Here is a 16,341-nt window from a genome sequence, read left to right as displayed (position 1 = left end):
GATCGCCTCACCGCGGGGTGGTGGTCAGGTCAGGCAGGCTCGCGGCAGGCAGAACTCGGCAGCTTGCCCGCCTTGGGCTCGGTCGTGGGGCTGAAGACCAGAGTCGGCTGCAATCCGCCGAAGCCTTCCCGTGGTCCGATCTCCACCGCGCCGTCGTCGGTGTCGAGCACGACGAAGTCCAGCACCTCGCACCAGAACGCCGCCAGCCGCTGCGGATCCCGGCAATCGACCACCAGTTCGGAAATGCGACAAGCCATGAGCGGCACCCCTGCGACGCGTCGACCGCACCCAGCCGATCCTTAAACGGCCCAGGGTCGCTACCGGCCACGGCGATGGCGCCCCGGGGCGATGCCGTATTCGCGTTTGAAGGCGTTGGCGAAGGCGTATTGCGACGTGTAGCCGACTTGAGCGGCCACCGCGCCGAGAGGGGCGTCGGAGTCGCGGAGCAGGCGTGCCGCGGTCGCCAGGCGCCACCAGGTCAGGTACGCCAGCGGCGGTCGTCCTACCGAGGTCGTGAAGCGGCGGGAGAAGGCGGCGCGTGACAGTCCCGCCTGCGTTCCCAGCGTGGCGACGGTCCAGGGGTGGGCCGGGTCGCGGTGGATCGCGGCCAGGGCCGCGCTGATGGCCGGGTCGGTGAGCGCCGCCGCCCAGCCCGTGGCCTCGCCCGGCGCGGGCTGCTCGGCGAGCCACGCCCGAAGTATGTAGAGCAGAAGGGTGTCGAGCAGGGCGGGCACGATGGCGTCCGTCCCCGGCTGCGGTCGCTCCAGCTCCGCGCCGAGCAGGTCGACCGCGGCGCGCAGGTGCGGATGATGCCCGACGCGGGCGGGCAGGTGCAGGAGCGGCGGCAGATCGTCCAGCAGCGGGTGGCTGTATCCGGCGTTCAGTTGGTAGGCGCCGCACAATGTCACCGTGGCCGGGGCGTCGGCGTGCACGCGGCCGACCGGCGCGGCGGCGTACCTGCGTTCGAACCTCGGGTCGTCCTGCGGGTCGCAGACATGGTCGGCGAGCGGTGTGGACGGGGCGTCGGCCAGCCCGTGCTCGCCTCCGTGCGGGAGGAACAGCACATCGCCGGCGGCCAGCGGAAACGGCTCACCCTTCGGTGGGATCACCCAGCAGGGGCCGCGCAGGACGATCTGGAAGCCCGCCGCTCCCGGGACCGTCCTGAACCGCTGCCCCCACGGGGCCTGCCATTCCACGAGGGCCGACCGCGGCTCACCGGTGCGCATCACCGCGATCACGTCGCTCAGCACGTCCACCCGAGAAGGCTAGCCGCGTCTTGGGCGAGAGACGCTTGCGTATGAATTCGAGATCAACACGCATTGGTCGTCTGAGCGTCGGGCCTTACGGTCGAGACGACCGAAGATCACTAGATGACGGGGGCGGCTCATGGCGGTTCGGCGGGACTCGATGATGATGGCGGCTCGCGTCCACGCGTACGGCGGGCCGGACGTGATCCGCTACGAACGCGTGCCCCGTCCGACCCCTGGGCCGGACGAGGTGCTGGTGCAGGTGGCCGCCGCCGGGTTCAACCCCTCGGACGTCGGGTTCCGGGCAGGCCTGATGCGGGACATCGTCCCGCTCGACCTCCCGTTCACCCTGGGTGCCGAGGCCGCCGGGACGATCGTCGAGAAGGGAGAGGGCGTCGAACACCTGCACACCGGTGACGCCGTCGTCGGACGGCTCGACAAGAGCGGCGCCGCGGCCGAGTACCTGACCGCGCCCGCCGCTCTGATGGTGCGCGCTCCCCGCGACATCCCGCTCGCCCATGCGGCGGCGCTCCCCGTCGCCGGACTCACCGCGTGGCAGGCCGTGTTCGAGCACGCGCGCCTCGGGCCAGGCACACGTGTCCTCGTCAACGGCGCGGGCGGCGGGGTCGGGATGTTCGCCGTCCAGTTCGCCCGGCACGCCGGCGCGCACGTGATCGCCACCGCGAGTCCGCGGAGCGCGGAGCGGGTTCGCGGCTACGGCGCCGAGCAGGTCATCGACTACACGCGGGAGCGCCCGCACGAGGTCCTGGACCGTCCCGTGGACGTGGTGCTCAACCTGGCCGCGATACCGCCCAAGGAGGCGGCGGAGCTGTGCCGGGCGGTCCGGCCGGGCGGAGCACTCGTCTCGATCACCGTTCCGGTGGAGCCTTCGGCCGGAGCCCAGGTGACGACCGAGCACTTCGTCGCCCGCAACGACCCCGATCGGCTGGCCGAACTCGTCACCCTCGTCGACAAGGGCGTGATCCGCGTGGACGTCGCCGCCGCCCGCCCGCTCGCCGAGGTCGCGGCCGTGCACCGGGACGCCGAGGCAGGACGCGGCAGCGGCAAGACCATCCTGATCCCGTGACGCTACGTCCGCGTCCAGGTGGTGAGGCGAGCGCCGCCGGCGGCGACGGCCCGGCCGTCCGGGCTGACGGCCACGCACGTGACCCCGGGCGTGGCGCCGTTCTGGAGCCCGGCGATCCTCCTGCGCCGGGTGACGTCCCACAGGGTGACGGTGCCGGTTTCGGAGCCGGTCGTGAGGACGCCGCCTCCGCTGGACGCGAGGCAGGTCACGCCAGAACCAGGCCCGGCCAGGGTACTGATCGTTTTGCGCACGGCGACGTCCCAGAGCGTGACCGTCCCGGTGCCGGTCGAGGTGGACAGGACCGCCTACCGGATCGTGCAGGAGGCGCTCACCAACACCGCCCGGCACGCCGGGCACCGCCACGGTCCCCGGCGCCGGGCTGCTCGGCATGCGCGAGCGGGTCACCGCCCTCGGCGGCCGCCTGCGCGCGGAACCGCGGAGCGAGGGCGGCTTCAGCGTCCAGGCCGAACTCCCCGTGGGCCGGCCGTCGTGATCCGTGTCCTGCTGGTCGACGACCAGCCGCTCCTGCGCGGCGGGTTCCAGGCGCTGCTCGACGCCGAGGACGACATCGAGGTGGTGGCCGAGGCCGCCGACGGCGAGGAGGGCCTGGCGCTCATCAGGGAGCACTTGCCCGACATCGCGCTCATCGACATCCAGATGCCGGTGATGGACGGCATCGAGGCGACCCGCCGCATCGCCGCCGACCCGGCGCTGGCCGGGGTGCGCGTCGTCATCCTGACCAACTACGGGTTCGACGAGTACGTCTTCAACTCGCTGCGCGCCGGTGCTGCGGGCTTCCTCGTCAAGGACATCGAGCCGGAGGACCTCCTTCACTCGGTCCGCGTCGCCGCGCGCGGTGACGCGCTGCTCGCGCCGTCCATCATCCGGATGCTGATCGGCCGGTACGTCGCGGTGCCGCTCGGCACGGACGCCGGGACGGCGCTGAAGGAGCTGACCAACCGCGAGCGGGAGGCCGTCGCCCTGGTCGCGCGGGGCCTGCCCAACGACCAGATCGCCGCCCGCATGGCGATCAGCCCGGTCACCGCGAAGACCCACGTCAACCGGGCCATGGCCAAGCTCGGCGCCCGCGCCCAGCTCGTCGTCCTCGCCTACGAGTCCGGCCTGGTGTCCCCGCGGACCTGACCGGGTGAAGACTGTCGGGCATGGAGTTCTTCGTCTACCACCGCGACCGTCCCGGCTCCCGGGAGCTGCGCGAGAAGCTGCTGGAGGAGCACTGGTCCTACATGGACCGGTACGCGGCGGAGATGATCGCCCGCGGCCCGACCTTCGACGGCGAGACGCTCACCGGCAGCGTCCACATCGTCGACCTGCCGGACCCCGCCGCCGCCCGCGCGTTCGCCTTCGACGAGCCCTGCTACCAGGCCGGCGCGTACCGGGACGTCCTGATCCGCCGGTGGCGCAACCGGCTCGCCCGCACCATGTGGGACTTCCCGGGCGACCTGACCGGCGGCTACCTGGTGCTCGGCCTAGGTTCAGGCGAGGCCACCGACACCACCCCGCCCGGCCAAGACGGCCTGATCGCCTACGGCCCACTCCTGTCCGACGACGCCACCACCTGGCTCGGCACCGCAGCCCTCGTCCAGACCCCGGCCCCGCAAACGGCCCGCGCCACCCTCACCCCGGACCGCTACGCCGCCCTAGAAACCCACCAATGGCAACCCGGCGGCCGCCGCTGATCACCCCGCCCCCATAAAGAATTCCCGACGCCCGAATTCTCCGCGTGCCCGCGGCGGCCAGAACGACGATCAAGCACTGGCCGGTTCTGGCAATGTGTGCAATCGGCCACGGACCGGGTTGCGCCACAGCGTTAGCGTCCAGTGAAAGCCCGTTGGGGGGAGCCAGGGACGGCGAACACTGGAGATCCTTTTTCGCAAGGTTGGCCGCAATGTCAGATCGCCTCTTGGAGGCGCACCTGCACGAGGTCCTTTACAAACATGGGACGAGGGTCGATGCGGGCAGCCTGCGAACGTACATCAACGAGTTCCTGCCGGCGGAGTACCGCGTCGAGGTGGCCAGCTACGACCGGGAACGCGATCGCGTCCCGCCCCGGTGAATCGGCCGAGGCGCCCCTGAGCGTGGAGGTGGACATCGCCGAGGTCGATATCGGCAGGAGAGTGGCGCGGGCGTACACATGCGACGACCACAGGAAGCTCGACATCTTCCTTTCCGGCGGGAACGAGATCTTGCTCAACGAGGTCACCCCGGGACGCCGGCTCCATCTCGAAGGACGGGTACTGGCCGGGCGCAGGGAGTTCTACGATTCGCTGCTCGACCGGCTCAAGGTGCCCCGCAACGGCCATCTGCTGGAGATCGGCGGGGTGCGCATCCCGGATCCGGCCGCGCGGACGGAGGAGTTCCTCGAGGACGAGCACTATTCGTTCGTTCTCTCCCCGATCCACGGCGATCTTCACGCCGGAAACGTCCTCTTCGGCGGCGGCGGATTCGGGATCATCGATTACGCCAGGATGCGCGAGCGGTTTCCCGCGCTCTACGACATCGCGTACCTCTTCGCCGACCTCAAGTCGCGGCTCGTCGCGGACCGGTTCGACATGCCCACGCTGGCCGCCCTGGAGCGGTCGCTCATGGACGGTGATGAGCGCGGCTGGATGCGGCGACTTGTCCAGAGAAGTCGGAATCGCCAGCACATTCGTCAGCTATCGCTGTTCGAGTACAAGAATCTTCCGGAGGAGATAATGTTTTTGGGGAAGCCGACCACGTTTTATTCACTCATGGGGCTGATCCTGTTGGGGCGCCTGAAATTCGATGTGCCGGAAGTGGAGAAAAGGGCCTGTCTGGTGCTGGCCCATTATGCGTTCGAGAGGGCTCGATGACCCGGTTCATCTTTATCTGCTACGCGTTGGACGGCGAGCATCTCGACTTACTCCGGGAGCGGCTGAGGCTCATCGCCCTGGGGGCCGGCGACGTCGGCCTGCAGACCTACGCCCACATCCGCGACGCGCAGAACTGGCACACCGGGCACCTGTCCAAGAAGGAGGTCCTCGAGGCGGCGTTCGCGCGGATCTCCCAGGCCGACGCGGTCCTGCTCGACCTCACGAGCAGCGCGGGGTCCAAGCGCGTGGGCCTGAACATCGAGGCCGGGTACGCCAAGGCACTGGAGAAACCGATCCTCGCAGTGTGGCATAAATCAGACAGGCCACCCATGACCACCGACCTCGCCGACTACGAGACCTGGTACGAGGAGAAGGCCGGGCTCAGAGCGGCGGTCCGCCGACTGCTCACCCAGGCGCGGTTGACATCCGTCACACCCGCTTGACGGTCACCTTCGCGGTTCCGGTACGTAGATCCAGCCGTCCTCCTCGAACCCTTTGTCGGGAAGCCGCACCGACACCCGGTCGAAGGCGTCCGCGGCCAGCCGCCCGTATCCGTGGGCGATGACGTCCCGAAAGATGACATCGGACACGATGAGGGCGAGGTCGGCCTCCTGATGGTCGGCGAGCGCACGGCGCAGGGAGGGGGAGTCCAGGAGGCGGTGGACGGCGATCGTCGACTCCCCGAGCCATCCGTTGATGCCGCTGCTGACGTGGCCGCGGTGCAACGCCGCCCTGATGCGCAGCCGGGCATGCGCGTTCAGGTCCGCGTTGGTCTCGGCCAGCGCGTCGACCAGGCCCTCGATGAGCCGCGGGATGACGCGGCTCTCGTCCAGGGCGGCGGGCAGGACGTCGAACTGGCCGTCCCCCGACCTCTGCAGGTCGGTGTGCGCCGTGGGCAGCCCCGCGTGGCGGCGGGCGTCGTCGAGCAGGTCGACGAAGCGCCGCTGAGCGCGGGCCGCCTCCGGGGTGCGGAAGCGGCTGAACCGCTCGATGTCCGCCGCGAAGCACAGCCGCACTCCCGACGCCGCCGGGGCGGTCTTCTCGGCCGGCCGGGCCGGGCTCGCGATGGGCGTGCGCTCGCCCGGCAGTGTCAGGGCGAACCGTGCGGGCTCGCGGCCATGCGCGTGCTCCACCCGGCGCGATGCCCGGACGACCGACACGTCCGCGCGCAACGCGCCGGTCAGTTCCGGCAGGGCGACCGGCGCGCTGACGACGGCCTGCACGAGGTAGCCGACCGGCTCGCCGCCTGCGGCCGACCGCCCGGCGGGTTCGGTACTGCCGAAGAAGAGGCCGGCGGCGTGGCCCTCCAACTCCGCCGACGAATACGCCAACCGCCCCGCGTCTGAAGGCGGGCGTTCCCGGGCCGCCGGTCTTGCCACGGTCGCGGTCGTACCGCCCTCGCCGTCGTCACCGAACCGCTCTTGCAGGGGGTGCAAGGCGAGCACGGTCACCCGCCGGTCTTCGAAGCACACCCGCAGGTACACCCCGGCGTACCGGGTCCGCGACGGCGGCCGGCCCAGAACGCACGCCAGCCGCAGGCCGAACAGGTCGTGGCCCTCGGGAACCGGCTGAGCGCCCAGGTGGTCGGGAAGGGCGGGGATGGCGTGCACCCGGGGCCTCTCGATATCGACGCGGGTCACCCGGACGAGACGCGACCGCCGAACGGTGCACACGTCGACCGTCGCCAGAAAGCGGTCGCGGGCCAGCGGACGACCGTCCGACTTCGTGGCGTCCTCATCGGACCATGGGAAGATCCGCATGAAACCGCCTGTCGCCGATGAGGTAGGCAGCGTGTCCGCCGATCAGCGCGGCGCCGCTGCGGCCGTGCGCGATCTGGTCCGACGAGGCGCAGATCACCGCGGGCACCCCTTCGTCCATCCCGGACGCGACCAGCGACCGGCAGAGCCGCGCGATCGCGTCTCCGTTCAGGATCGGCTCGTACACCTCCAGGTGGCGTACCTGCCGGTAGGCCCTGCCCGGCCTCGCGGGAACGTCCTCGACCACCGTCCGGACGTGTTCGAAGCGGGCGCCGAACGTGTCGGGCACCAGGTGGTGGAGCTCGGATTCCGCCAGTTCCTCGGCCAGCTCCCGCCGCAGGCACTCGGTGGCGTCCTCCCGGTAGGCGCCGGTGGAGAACCATCTCTGGAAGGCGCCCAGGGATGATGCCGGCAGAAATCCCCTCAGGTCCGAGCGCATGTCCTCGGCGAGGGGAGCGGCGCGGTCGGCACGGTATCCGAGGGCGTCCAGGATCCGCGCCGCGGGCCGGAAGTACTTGTAGACGCCACCCGGCGGATTGAAGGATCCGGGACGGCTCGGCGAATGCAGCAGCACGTGCCGGTCGTCGTCCCTGATCCGCAGCAGCGCGGCGAACGACACTCGCATCTCGCGCCGCTCACGCCGGCCTGCCGCCATCTCGCTGACCTCCCGCCTCCATCCTGCGCCGTGCCGCCATCGGGTTCTGTGGCACTTGCCATAGAACCCGGAGGTTCCTGTGAGGAGTGGACGGGAGGGTGACCGCCGCGTCGCCGACCTGCCCGACGGGCTTACGGAACCGGCGTGATGCCGCCGTCGATGCGGAGGTTGATGCCGTTGACGTAGCCGGCCAGGGGGCTGGCGAGGAAGGCGACGGCGGCGGCGATGTCGTCTTCGGTGCCGAGGCGTCCGCTGGGGTTCGGGGCGTACTCGGCCAGGACCTCCGGCTCCAGCTCGCGCCATTCCGCCGGGCGGCCCTGGGCGGCGGCGCGGTCCTCGAACATGCGGCGCATGCCCTCGGTGACGATCACGCCGGGGCTCACGGTGTTCGCGGTGATCCCCGACCCGGCGAGGTGGCGGGCGAGGCCGGTGGTCATGTTGACGACGGCGGCCTTCGCGGCGGAGTAGTCGACCATGTTCGGGAGGGGCGTGGTCGCGGCGCGGCTGCCGACGTTGACGATCCGTCCCCAGCCGCGCTCGCGCATCGGGGGGACGAGCCCGCGGATCAGCCGCACCGCGGACACCACGTTGCCGTTCATCGCGTCCAGCCAGGCGGACGGCTCGGCGGTCTCCCAGTCGTGCTCGGCGAACGGGCCCGCGTTGTTCACCAGGACGTCCACGCCCCAGCGGCGGGCCCGCGACGCGACCTCGGCGGCGGCCTCGTCGTCGGTGAGGTCGCCGAGCACGACGTCGCACTCGCCGCGCACGCTCTGCGCGACCTCCGAGGCCCGTCCCTCGTCACGGCCGTGCACCAGGACGGCGCAGCCCTCGCCGGCCAGCCGGCGGGCCACCGCCGCGCCGATCCCGCCGCTGCTCGCCGTCACCAGTGCGCGCCGTCCCGAGAGTCCGAGGTCCATGGCCGGAACCCTAGGCGGAGCCTCCGACAGGGAGGTCCGAGGACGCGGACACCTTGACGGGCGCCGGCGCGGGACCGTCCTCGCCGCGGCGGCGGAGCCCGAACCAGACGAGGACCGCGCTGGCCAGCGTCACGGCCACGTTCACGCTCAGCGCGAAGTGGAAGCCGGTCAGCTCCCCGCTTCGCGTCGCGGCGACCGCGCTGAGGATCGGGACGCCCGCGGTGATGGCGACCTGCTGCGTCATCAGGGTCAGCCCGGTCGCCAGCCCCTGCTCCTCGTTCGGCAGGCCCGAGGTCCCCGTGACGGTGTACGCAACGATCGCGCTCACGTGCCCGAAGAAGCCGATGAACAGCGCCGGGATCAGGATGACGAGCGCGATCCGGCCGGTGCCGAGGAACACCAGGGGCAGCGTCGCCAGGCCCTGCACGGCCAGGCCCGTGGTCAGGACGGCCCGCCCGCCGAAGCGCCCGATGACCCGTCCGCCGATCACCCCGGCGGCGACGGACGCCAGGCCGGGGACGCCGAAGACGGCGCCGGTGGCGAGCGGCGAGAAGCCGAGGACGTTCTGCAGGTAGAGCGTCGTCAGGAAGATCATCGCGGGCTCCATGACGAAGATGACGAGGCCCGCGTAGTTGCCCCACTTCACCGTGGGGCGGCGCAGGATGCGCACCGGGGCGAGCGGGGCGGGCGAGCGCAGCTCGATCACCCAGAAGGCGGAGAGCAGCAGGACGCCGGCGATGGCCGCGGGGACGTTCCGCTCGACGACCGCGTAGATCACGGCCAGCAGGCCGCCGGTCACGGTCACGGCCCCGGGCAGGTCCAGCCGTGTCCGGGCGGGACGGCTGCTCTCGCCGATCAGGGCGGGGGTGGCCACCAGGATGGCCACCGCGACCGGGACGTTGATGAAGAACGCCGCCCGCCAGCTCAGCAGACCGACCAAGGCGCCGCCGACCAGCGCGCCGACGGTGAAGCCGGCGGACAGCAGGGCGCCGTTGAACCCGAGGACGCGCTCGCGCAGCGCGCCCTCCTCGAACGTGCTGGTGATCAGGGACAGCGCGGCGGGCGCCGCCATCGCGGTGGCGAACCCCTGCAGCGCGCGAGCGGCCAGCAGGGTCTCGGGGCCGGACGCGAAGCCGCCGAGCAGCGAGGCCGCCGTCAGCAGCGCCATCCCGGCCAGGAACAGCCTGCGGCGGCCGAACAGGTCCGCCATCCGGCCGAACACCAGCGTGAAGCCGGCCGCGGGCAACGCGTAGGCGGACGCGATCCAGGACAGGTCGGTCACGTTCAGCCCGACGCCCTCCCCGACCATCGGCAGCGCGACGTTCAGGATCGAGAAATCGACGGACAGCATGAACCCGGCACCGAGCAGGACGAGAACGACCAGGCGCTGCCGGCCTTCGATGCGCGGAGGTGACATGGCTTCAGTGGGCATGCGAGAACACACCTTCCACAAAGAACAGAAATGCGCAGGTGGGGTGGTCAGGGGGCGTCTTGCTCGGCTTCTTCGGCGATGCGCTTGATGTTCGCCAGGCGGCGGTCCCAGTCGGCCGCGAGCGCGGCCATCCACCGCGCCGTCGCGTTCAGGGCGGCGGGACGCACCGCGTAGCGCACCTCGCGTCCGACCCGGCTGCAGGTGACCAGCTCGGCGGCGTCCAGGACGGCGAGGTGCTTCACCACCGCCTGCCGCGAGACGGGGAGCCGTCCGGCGAGCGTGGTGGCGGTGGCCTCGCCCTGTTCGGCGAGGAGATCGAGCAGGCGGCGCCGCGTCGGATCGGCCAGCGCCGCGAAGACGCTGTCGACCGACGCGACGCCGTCGCGCGGGGTGTCGGTCACGCGGCCTCGGCGCGGGACTTGAAGGCGTCCAGGACCTGGGGCCAGCCGCCCGAGTTGTCCTCCAGCGCCTTGCGGCGCAGGTCCTCGGAACCGGCCAGCAGCGCGAACCCGCTCTCGACGACGCGGAGCCGCGTCTTGGCGCCCTCCGGGGTCAGCGTGAACTCCACGAGGGTGCTGTTGTCGTCGCGCAACTCTTCTCCGGGAAAGGCGCTGGCCCAGCGGTAGGCGACGTACGTCGGCGGCTCGACCTTCTCCACACGCACGGGGAAGTCCCCGTACTCGGAGTTCTTCGCCACTGTCGACTCGCCTTCCTTGGCCGCGCCGGTCGGGCCCGGCTCGTCGTTCACCCAGAACCCGGGATCGGTCACCAGCGACCAGACCCGCTCCAAGGATGCCGCGATCAGGGTTTCGCGTTCAATCCGGTCCTCACTCATGTGATCGCTCCTCACTCGTACCGTTGTTGCAACCACAGGGTTGCACATGAGCCATCGAGGCGCAACCCTACGGTTGCACTACCGGCATGTCCGGCATCAACAAGGCGGGGCGTCCGCCAGAGGAAAGACAGGACCGGCCGGACGGGCTTCACTCGCGGTGACGCGACCGCGAGAGGAGCCGTCCCATGCCGGAGAAGCCTGGTTCGGAGTTCTGGAAGGACCTCAAGCCGATCGAGAACTCGCAGAAGCCGGACGCGCTGCCGGAGGTGTACCTGCCCAAGGTCGCCACCGACGACGACCGCTACTACGTGCCGTTCACCGACACCGTCGGATCGAGGCCGCTGTGGATCAACGTGAAGGACAACACGTGGTCCGACATCCTGCGGTCCAAGGAGGCCGGGCTCGTCAACCGGCACTACCACCCGCACGAGGTGTTCGCCTACACCATCTCCGGCAAGTGGGGGTACCTCGAACGCCCCTGGACGGCGACGGCGGGCGACTTCGTCTACGAGGCGCCGGGCGAAGGGCACACCCTCGTCGCCTACGAGGACGAGGAGCCGATGAAGACGCTGTTCATCGTCAAGGGCCCGCTCATCTGGCTGGACGAGAACGGCGACCCGGACGGCTACTTCGACGTCCACGACTACATCGACATGTGCCGCAAGCACTACGCCGAGGTCGGCCTGGGCGCGGACCTCGTCGACTCGCTGTTCCGCTGAGCCTCCCGGCCACGACGTAGGCTCCGCCCGAGGACACCCCACCTCGGGAGGAGCAGACCATGCCGGCGCCCGCACCGATGATCTCCCAGGCCAGCACCGAGGACGTCGACCCGCGCGACCGCATCGACTACTGGGAGGACTACAACCGCAGGGCTCTGGTCGGGCTGGCCTGCACGTCCTACTCCGAGCAGGGGCTGCTGGCGCGGCAGGCCAACTTCCGGCTCGGGGACGTGCGGCTGGCCGACATCAGCGGCAACGCCCACGCCATCGAACGCACCCCGCAGATCGCCAAGGCCGTCCCGAAGGAGTCGGTGTTCGCGTCCCTGCTGGTCGAGGGCGAGGCGGTCTTCCTGCACGAGCACGGCTGCCTCGCCGCCACGGCCGGGGACCTCGTCCTGTACGACACGCGCCGCCCCTACCTGTTCGGGTTCTCCTCGTCCATGCGGCAGTTCCTGGTCGACGTCCCGCGCGAGGTGTTCGCCGAGCGGTGCGTGGCGGGCGGCGTCCCCGCGCCGATGGTGTTCGGACGCGGTACGGCCCGGGAGGGCGAGCTGCTCCGGACGCTCCGCTCCGTCCTGGAGGCGCCGCACGCGACCGCCCGGGACGGCGTCCTGGACCTGCTCGGGCTCCTGGCCGCCGAGCGCGCCGGCGGACGTCCCGCGCCCGCCGCGTACCGGACCCGGCTGATCGTCGCCGAGGACTACATCGAGCGGCACCTGCACGACGCCCGCCTCTCCCCCGGCCGGGTCGCCGCCGCGCTCGGGGTGTCGGTCCGGCATCTCGGCCGGATCTTCGAGCCGGCGGGCACCACCCCGTCCCGGCACATCCTGGAACGCCGCCTCCGGCGCGCGCACGGCGACCTCACCGCGCCGGACGCCGCCCGCGGGACCATCGCGGACGTCGCCTACCGCTGGGGCTTCTCCAGCCAGGCCCATTTCGCCCGCCACTTCCGGGCCCGGTTCGGCCGCACCCCCTCGGAGGTGCGCGCGGAAGCTTGCGCAGGTGAACGCCCACCTGAAGGATGAGCACGACACTCCAAACAAAGGCGGCAACGTGGACATCACGGTCAGCTACCAGCCCACGCCGGACGAGGTGGTCCGGGCGTTCACCCGGGGTCTCCGGCGCCAGCTCACGGCTCTGTACGCGGTCCTGGTGTCGGCCCTGCTCGTGGGCTCCGCCGTCTTCTTCCTCACCGGCGAGCTGAAGCTGGGCATCGCGCTGCTCGTGTCGTCGGTCCTCGCGCCCCTCGCGGGCAACTGGTGGCTGCGCAAGCGCGCCAGGCAGCAGCTCGCGTTCCTCTGCGTCCCCACGACGCTGCGGGTGACCGAGGAGGGCTACGAGGCCCGCACCGACCAGTCCACCACGATGATGCGCTGGTCGATGCTCTCCGACGTCGCCGCGACCCCGGAGTTCTGGGTGCTCTTCGTGAACAAGCAGCCCGCCGCGTTCCTCCCCAAGGCCGCCTTCGACCCCGCCCAGCGCGCCGAGATAGACGGCTTCCTGGCCGCCCGGACGCCGGTCGGAGCCAAGTGAGCCGCGTTCCACGGCTCGCCACCACGTACAGCCTCTTCGTCCCGGACGAGGAGACCGCCCGGAACGGCGCCCAGGAGCTGGGCGCCCGCGGCCACGCGCTCGTTCGCGTCGCCCCCGCGCCCGGCTCCGGATGGCGGATCGACAGCCTCGACGAGGGGCCCTTCCCGGACGACGACGAGACCTGGTGGACGGCCGCCGAGAGCCGGATCGTCTCCCGGTTGAGCGAGGACCTGGGCGGTACCGTCCGGCTCTCGATGGCCTTGCCGGAGACGGCCCGCCGCTTCCTCCCCGAGGGAGAGACGATCTGCGACCGGACCGCCGGGCAGGTGCGGGACGCGCGCCTGTCGGCGCTCTCCTCCGAACCGGCCCGCGCGCCACGCCCTGTCATCGTCCACGATCTCGCGAACCCGGAGCCCTCGGACGGCCCCACGGGCGAGCCCGTCGTGCTGCTGGGTCTGGACGACGTCGACTGGGCGGCGCTGACCGGCGCCTACGGGCCGGCGGACGACGTCCCGGACATCTTGCGGGGCCTCGCCGCCAACGACGAGGCGTGGGACGAGTTCACCGAGGAGTACTTCAGCACGGTCGTCCATCAGGACACCTGCTACGACTGCACCTCGGAGACCGTCGGGTTCCTCGTGCAGCTCGCCCGCGCACCGCGGCTGACCCCCGAGTACCGCCTGGACCTGCTGATCCACCTGGCCTACATCGCCACCATCGACCCCGTGCCGGTCACCGCCGAGGCCGGCACGAACGAGGCCGGCTCGTACGAGGCCGGCTCGTACGAGGCCGGCTCGTACGAGGCCGCCTCATGCCGGGCCGTCATCGAGCGGATTCCCGACCTCATGGCGCTCTGGCCGGACGCGTCCGCGTCGGCACGCGCCTGGCTGATCGTTCTGGCGGCCCTGGGCATGGACGGTGGCGCGCCGCCCGAGTTCGAGGCGTTCCGGCGTCGGGTCGAGGGGCCGAGCCCGGCGCTGGACCTCGCGCTCGCCCTGGTCTCCGGCGACGAGGACGGCGCGCTCAAGCTGACGATCGCCGCGGCCTCATGGGACCAGCGGGTCCCGCCGCTGCTGGAGGCTCCGATCCCGCTGCGGGCCCGCCATCTGAAGGTTCTCGTCCACCTCGCCCTGGAAGAGCTCACCCCGGCGAGGTAGCCGTTTCAACGGCCCTGGAAGTCGGGGGGACGGTTCTCCAGGAAGGCCGTGATGCCTTCCTTCGCGTCGTCGGTGGCGGCCAGGTGGACGAGTTCGCCGAGCAGGTGCTCGACCTGGTCCTCCAGGGGGCGGCCTTCGATGGCGAAGAAGGCGTCGCGGCCCCGGCTCAAGCCCAACGGGCTCTTGGACGCGATGACACGGGCCAGCTCGTCCACGCGGGCGTCGAGGTCGGCGCGCGGGACGACCTCGGTGACGAGGCCGATCTCGCGGCCCTCGGCGGCGGTGATGCGGGCGCCGGTGTAGTAGAGCTTGAACGCGTGCTTGGGGGCGACGTTCCGGTTGATGATCGCCATGATCATCATGGGCCAGAGGCCGACGTTGACCTCGGGGGTGGCGAGCTTGACGTCGTCCGCGGCGATCACCAGGTCGCACGCGGCGGCGAGGCCGAGGCCGCCCGCGACGGCGTGGCCGGCGAGCCGCGCGATGATCGGCTTGCCGAGCGCGGGGAAGGCGGTGAACAGGCGGAACGGCGCGCTCTCCCGGATGGCGGAGGCGTCGGCGACCGAGCGGCCGTCCGCCTGGGCCCGGCCGAGGCCGCCGAGGTCGGCGCCGGCGCAGAACGCGCGGTCGCCGGCGCCCGTCAGGACGATCACCCGGACGCCGTCGTCGGCCTTGGCGCGCTCGAACGCGTCGAGCAGCTCGCCGGTCATCCGGTCGCTGAGCGCGTTGCGGGCGTCGGGGCGGTTCAGCGTGATCCGCGCGATCCGCTCGTCCACCGAATAGAGGATCGTCTCGTACATGCCCCGCCCCTTTTCCGCCGGTGAACCGCGAACCGCCCCTCAGAGCATGCCGCATGCTCCGAGAGGCGGTGCCGCGCGGTGCGTCAGACGCGCTCGATGATCGTGGCGTTGGCCTGGCCGCCGCCCTCGCACATCGTCTGGAGACCGTAGCGGCCCCCGGTGCGCTCCAGCTCGTGCAGCAGCTTGGTCATCAGGATGCCGCCGGTGGCGCCCAGCGGGTGCCCGAGGGCGATCGCGCCGCCGTTGGGGTTGGTCTTCTCCAGGGACGCGCCGGTGTCGTGCGCCCACGCCAGCGGGACGGGGGCGAACGCCTCGTTGACCTCGAACACGTCGATGTCGTCGATCTTGAGGCCGCCGCGGTCCAGCGCCTTCTCGGTCGCCGGGATCGGACCGGTCAGCATGTAGACCGGGTCCGAGCCGCAGACGGCGAGGGTGTGGATGCGGGCGCGCGGCGTCAGGTTGTGCCGCTTGACGGCCTCCTCGGACGCGATCAGCAGCGCGGACGCGCCGATGGAGATCTGCGAGGCGACGGCCGCGGTGATGACGCCGCCCTCGCGGAGGGTCTTCAGCCCGGCCATCTTCTCCAGCGTGGTGTCGGGGCGGGCGCCCTCGTCCTTGGACAGCCCGGCGATGGGGGCGACCTCCCGGTCGAAGTAGCCGGCCTCGATGGCCTTGGCGGCGCGCTGGTGGCTCTCCAGCGCGAACTTCTCCAGGTCCTCGCGGGTGTGGCCCCACTTCTCGGCCATCATCTCCGCGCCGCGGAACTGGGAGATCTCCTGCATGCCGTAGCGCTCGGCCCAGCCCTCGCCGTACGGGAAGGGCATGCCCTTCTCCAGGGCCATGGCGACGGACGAGCCCATCGGGACGACCGCCATCTGCTCGATCCCGGACGCGACGACGAGGTCCTGGGTGCCGGACAGGACGCCCTGCGCGGCGAAGTGGATCGCCTGCTGGGACGACCCGCACTGCCGGTCGATGGTCACGCCGGGCACGGTCTCCGGCAGCCCGGCCGACAGCCACGCGGTGCGGGCGATGTCGAGGGACTGCGGGCCGACCTGCATGACGCAGCCGGTGATCACGTCTTCGACCGCGGAGGGGTCGACGCCGGTGCGGTTGACGAGCTCCTTGAGCACGTGGGCCCCGAGATCGGCGGGGTGGACGTCCTTCAGGGCGCCCTTCTTGGTACCGACGGGGGTACGGACCGCGCCGACGATGTACGCCTCGGCCACTGCGCCTCCAAGTTGTGGGGTTCCGTCCCGAAACCGAGTGAGATTCGGTCGTCAGTATGAGATTACATCCCCGAGGGCGCAACACCATGTGAGCTGAGTCTCGGACGCCATGCCCATCCTC

20 protein-coding genes and 1 pseudogene are annotated in these 16,341 nt (G+C 71.3%); 10 read left to right on the top strand and 11 right to left on the bottom strand.

Annotated features, from left to right (window positions below):
- Positions 1 to 62: 62 nt before the first annotated feature.
- Together K8Z49_RS36180 and K8Z49_RS36175 are read right to left on the bottom strand one after the other, a co-directional pair.
- A pseudogene (locus tag K8Z49_RS36180) lies at positions 63 to 257 on the bottom strand (VOC family protein); the annotation flags it as partial.
- A gap of 60 nt (positions 258 to 317) precedes the next feature.
- Positions 318 to 1,256, bottom strand: coding sequence for an AraC family transcriptional regulator (locus K8Z49_RS36175; RefSeq protein WP_075024700.1), 939 nt, complete (start codon positions 1,254 to 1,256; stop codon positions 318 to 320).
- A gap of 130 nt (positions 1,257 to 1,386) precedes the next feature.
- On the opposite strand from K8Z49_RS36175, the gene K8Z49_RS36170 reads away from it, so the two are divergent.
- Positions 1,387 to 2,334: an NADP-dependent oxidoreductase gene (locus tag K8Z49_RS36170; RefSeq protein ID WP_412516272.1), complete on the top strand. Its 948-nt coding sequence runs from the start codon at positions 1,387 to 1,389 to the stop codon at positions 2,332 to 2,334.
- Positions 2,335 to 2,336: 2 nt separating this feature from the next.
- Here K8Z49_RS36170 and K8Z49_RS36165 read toward each other — a convergent pair whose 3' ends face one another.
- On the bottom strand, positions 2,337 to 2,585 hold the full coding sequence (locus K8Z49_RS36165; protein WP_412516271.1) for a hypothetical protein: 249 nt from the start codon (positions 2,583 to 2,585) through the stop codon (positions 2,337 to 2,339).
- A 238-nt stretch (positions 2,586 to 2,823) separates the two neighbouring features.
- Between K8Z49_RS36165 and K8Z49_RS36160 the strand changes: the two genes are divergently transcribed.
- From K8Z49_RS36160 to K8Z49_RS36140, 5 genes are all read left to right on the top strand, one after another.
- A complete protein-coding gene (locus K8Z49_RS36160) occupies positions 2,824 to 3,477 on the top strand; it encodes a response regulator (RefSeq protein ID WP_412516270.1) in 654 nt (217 codons plus the stop codon).
- Between the two features lie 20 nt (positions 3,478 to 3,497).
- Entirely contained in the window at positions 3,498 to 4,031 is a 534-nt protein-coding gene (locus K8Z49_RS36155; protein WP_111832225.1) for a YciI family protein, read from the top strand.
- Between the two features lie 209 nt (positions 4,032 to 4,240).
- Positions 4,241 to 4,408, top strand: coding sequence for a hypothetical protein (locus tag K8Z49_RS36150; protein ID WP_412516269.1), 168 nt, complete (start codon positions 4,241 to 4,243; stop codon positions 4,406 to 4,408).
- 22 nt (positions 4,409 to 4,430) lie between these two features.
- Positions 4,431 to 5,186 (top strand): phosphotransferase, encoded by a 756-nt coding sequence (locus K8Z49_RS36145; protein ID WP_412516268.1) that lies wholly within the window; start codon positions 4,431 to 4,433, stop codon positions 5,184 to 5,186.
- Positions 5,183 to 5,629 carry a nucleoside 2-deoxyribosyltransferase gene (locus tag K8Z49_RS36140; RefSeq protein ID WP_021592772.1) on the top strand — a complete coding sequence of 149 codons (447 nt, stop codon included), beginning with the start codon at positions 5,183 to 5,185 and terminating at the stop codon, positions 5,627 to 5,629. The genes K8Z49_RS36145 and K8Z49_RS36140 overlap by 4 nt, the downstream gene beginning before the upstream one ends.
- Before the next feature lie 3 nt (positions 5,630 to 5,632).
- Here K8Z49_RS36140 and K8Z49_RS36135 read toward each other — a convergent pair whose 3' ends face one another.
- The 6 genes from K8Z49_RS36135 to K8Z49_RS36110 form a co-directional block, all read right to left on the bottom strand.
- On the bottom strand, positions 5,633 to 6,946 hold the full coding sequence (locus K8Z49_RS36135) for a hypothetical protein (protein ID WP_412516267.1): 1,314 nt from the start codon (positions 6,944 to 6,946) through the stop codon (positions 5,633 to 5,635).
- Positions 6,921 to 7,598 carry a hypothetical protein gene (locus K8Z49_RS36130; protein ID WP_021592774.1) on the bottom strand — a complete coding sequence of 226 codons (678 nt, stop codon included), beginning with the start codon at positions 7,596 to 7,598 and terminating at the stop codon, positions 6,921 to 6,923. Before K8Z49_RS36130 ends, K8Z49_RS36135 begins: the two co-directional genes overlap by 26 nt.
- Before the next feature lie 131 nt (positions 7,599 to 7,729).
- Complete coding sequence (locus tag K8Z49_RS36125; protein WP_412516266.1) at positions 7,730 to 8,515, bottom strand: SDR family NAD(P)-dependent oxidoreductase; 786 nt, start codon at positions 8,513 to 8,515, stop codon at positions 7,730 to 7,732.
- 10 nt (positions 8,516 to 8,525) lie between these two features.
- Entirely contained in the window at positions 8,526 to 9,947 is a 1,422-nt protein-coding gene (locus tag K8Z49_RS36120) for an MFS transporter (protein ID WP_412516265.1), read from the bottom strand.
- A gap of 47 nt (positions 9,948 to 9,994) precedes the next feature.
- Positions 9,995 to 10,348 carry an ArsR/SmtB family transcription factor gene (locus K8Z49_RS36115; protein ID WP_021592777.1) on the bottom strand — a complete coding sequence of 118 codons (354 nt, stop codon included), beginning with the start codon at positions 10,346 to 10,348 and terminating at the stop codon, positions 9,995 to 9,997.
- Positions 10,345 to 10,782, bottom strand: a complete 438-nt coding sequence (locus tag K8Z49_RS36110) for an SRPBCC domain-containing protein (protein WP_021592778.1) — start codon at positions 10,780 to 10,782, stop codon at positions 10,345 to 10,347. Before K8Z49_RS36110 ends, K8Z49_RS36115 begins: the two co-directional genes overlap by 4 nt.
- 185 nt (positions 10,783 to 10,967) lie before the next feature.
- Between K8Z49_RS36110 and K8Z49_RS36105 the strand changes: the two genes are divergently transcribed.
- Genes K8Z49_RS36105 through K8Z49_RS36090 form a run of 4 tightly spaced genes read left to right on the top strand, consistent with a single transcriptional unit; the run spans position 10,968 to position 14,191 of the window.
- Positions 10,968 to 11,501 (top strand): 2,4'-dihydroxyacetophenone dioxygenase family protein, encoded by a 534-nt coding sequence (locus K8Z49_RS36105; protein WP_021592779.1) that lies wholly within the window; start codon positions 10,968 to 10,970, stop codon positions 11,499 to 11,501.
- 59 nt (positions 11,502 to 11,560) lie between these two features.
- Positions 11,561 to 12,526, top strand: coding sequence for a helix-turn-helix domain-containing protein (locus K8Z49_RS36100; RefSeq protein WP_412516264.1), 966 nt, complete (start codon positions 11,561 to 11,563; stop codon positions 12,524 to 12,526).
- Positions 12,527 to 12,554: 28 nt separating this feature from the next.
- A complete protein-coding gene (locus K8Z49_RS36095) occupies positions 12,555 to 13,034 on the top strand; it encodes a YcxB family protein (RefSeq protein ID WP_021592781.1) in 480 nt (159 codons plus the stop codon).
- Complete coding sequence (locus K8Z49_RS36090; protein ID WP_412516263.1) at positions 13,031 to 14,191, top strand: hypothetical protein; 1,161 nt, start codon at positions 13,031 to 13,033, stop codon at positions 14,189 to 14,191. The genes K8Z49_RS36095 and K8Z49_RS36090 overlap by 4 nt, the downstream gene beginning before the upstream one ends.
- Before the next feature lie 5 nt (positions 14,192 to 14,196).
- Here the strand turns inward: K8Z49_RS36090 and K8Z49_RS36085 are convergent, their stop codons facing one another.
- Together K8Z49_RS36085 and K8Z49_RS36080 are read right to left on the bottom strand one after the other, a co-directional pair.
- Entirely contained in the window at positions 14,197 to 14,991 is a 795-nt protein-coding gene (locus K8Z49_RS36085) for an enoyl-CoA hydratase/isomerase family protein (RefSeq protein ID WP_021592783.1), read from the bottom strand.
- 83 nt (positions 14,992 to 15,074) lie between these two features.
- Positions 15,075 to 16,220 (bottom strand): acetyl-CoA C-acetyltransferase, encoded by a 1,146-nt coding sequence (locus K8Z49_RS36080; protein ID WP_021592784.1) that lies wholly within the window; start codon positions 16,218 to 16,220, stop codon positions 15,075 to 15,077.
- Between the last annotated feature and the right edge of the window lie 121 nt (positions 16,221 to 16,341).

The sequence above is a fragment of the Actinomadura madurae genome (assembly GCF_047130825.1).
Taxonomy (GTDB): domain Bacteria; phylum Actinomycetota; class Actinomycetes; order Streptosporangiales; family Streptosporangiaceae; genus Spirillospora; species Spirillospora madurae.
Note: the sequence above shows the minus strand (reverse complement) of the source record. Positions and strands in the feature narration are given on the sequence as shown.

Excerpts from the sequence above, each read along its gene's own strand:
- K8Z49_RS36110 (WP_021592778.1), bottom strand. The coding sequence starts at position 10,782 with ATGAGTGAGGACCGGATTGAACGCGAAACCCTGATCGCGGCATCCTTG.
- K8Z49_RS36105 (WP_021592779.1), top strand. The coding sequence starts at position 10,968 with ATGCCGGAGAAGCCTGGTTCGGAGTTCTGGAAGGACCTCAAGCCGATC.
- K8Z49_RS36130 (WP_021592774.1), bottom strand. The coding sequence starts at position 7,598 with ATGGCGGCAGGCCGGCGTGAGCGGCGCGAGATGCGAGTGTCGTTCGCC.
- K8Z49_RS36125 (WP_412516266.1), bottom strand. The coding sequence starts at position 8,515 with ATGGACCTCGGACTCTCGGGACGGCGCGCACTGGTGACGGCGAGCAGC.
- K8Z49_RS36140 (WP_021592772.1), top strand. The coding sequence starts at position 5,183 with ATGACCCGGTTCATCTTTATCTGCTACGCGTTGGACGGCGAGCATCTC.
- K8Z49_RS36120 (WP_412516265.1), bottom strand. The coding sequence starts at position 9,947 with ATGCCCACTGAAGCCATGTCACCTCCGCGCATCGAAGGCCGGCAGCGC.
- K8Z49_RS36085 (WP_021592783.1), bottom strand. The coding sequence starts at position 14,991 with ATGTACGAGACGATCCTCTATTCGGTGGACGAGCGGATCGCGCGGATC.
- K8Z49_RS36170 (WP_412516272.1), top strand. The coding sequence starts at position 1,387 with ATGGCGGTTCGGCGGGACTCGATGATGATGGCGGCTCGCGTCCACGCG.
- K8Z49_RS36150 (WP_412516269.1), top strand. The coding sequence starts at position 4,241 with ATGTCAGATCGCCTCTTGGAGGCGCACCTGCACGAGGTCCTTTACAAA.
- K8Z49_RS36100 (WP_412516264.1), top strand. The coding sequence starts at position 11,561 with ATGCCGGCGCCCGCACCGATGATCTCCCAGGCCAGCACCGAGGACGTC.
- K8Z49_RS36135 (WP_412516267.1), bottom strand. The coding sequence starts at position 6,946 with ATGCGGATCTTCCCATGGTCCGATGAGGACGCCACGAAGTCGGACGGT.
- K8Z49_RS36155 (WP_111832225.1), top strand. The coding sequence starts at position 3,498 with ATGGAGTTCTTCGTCTACCACCGCGACCGTCCCGGCTCCCGGGAGCTG.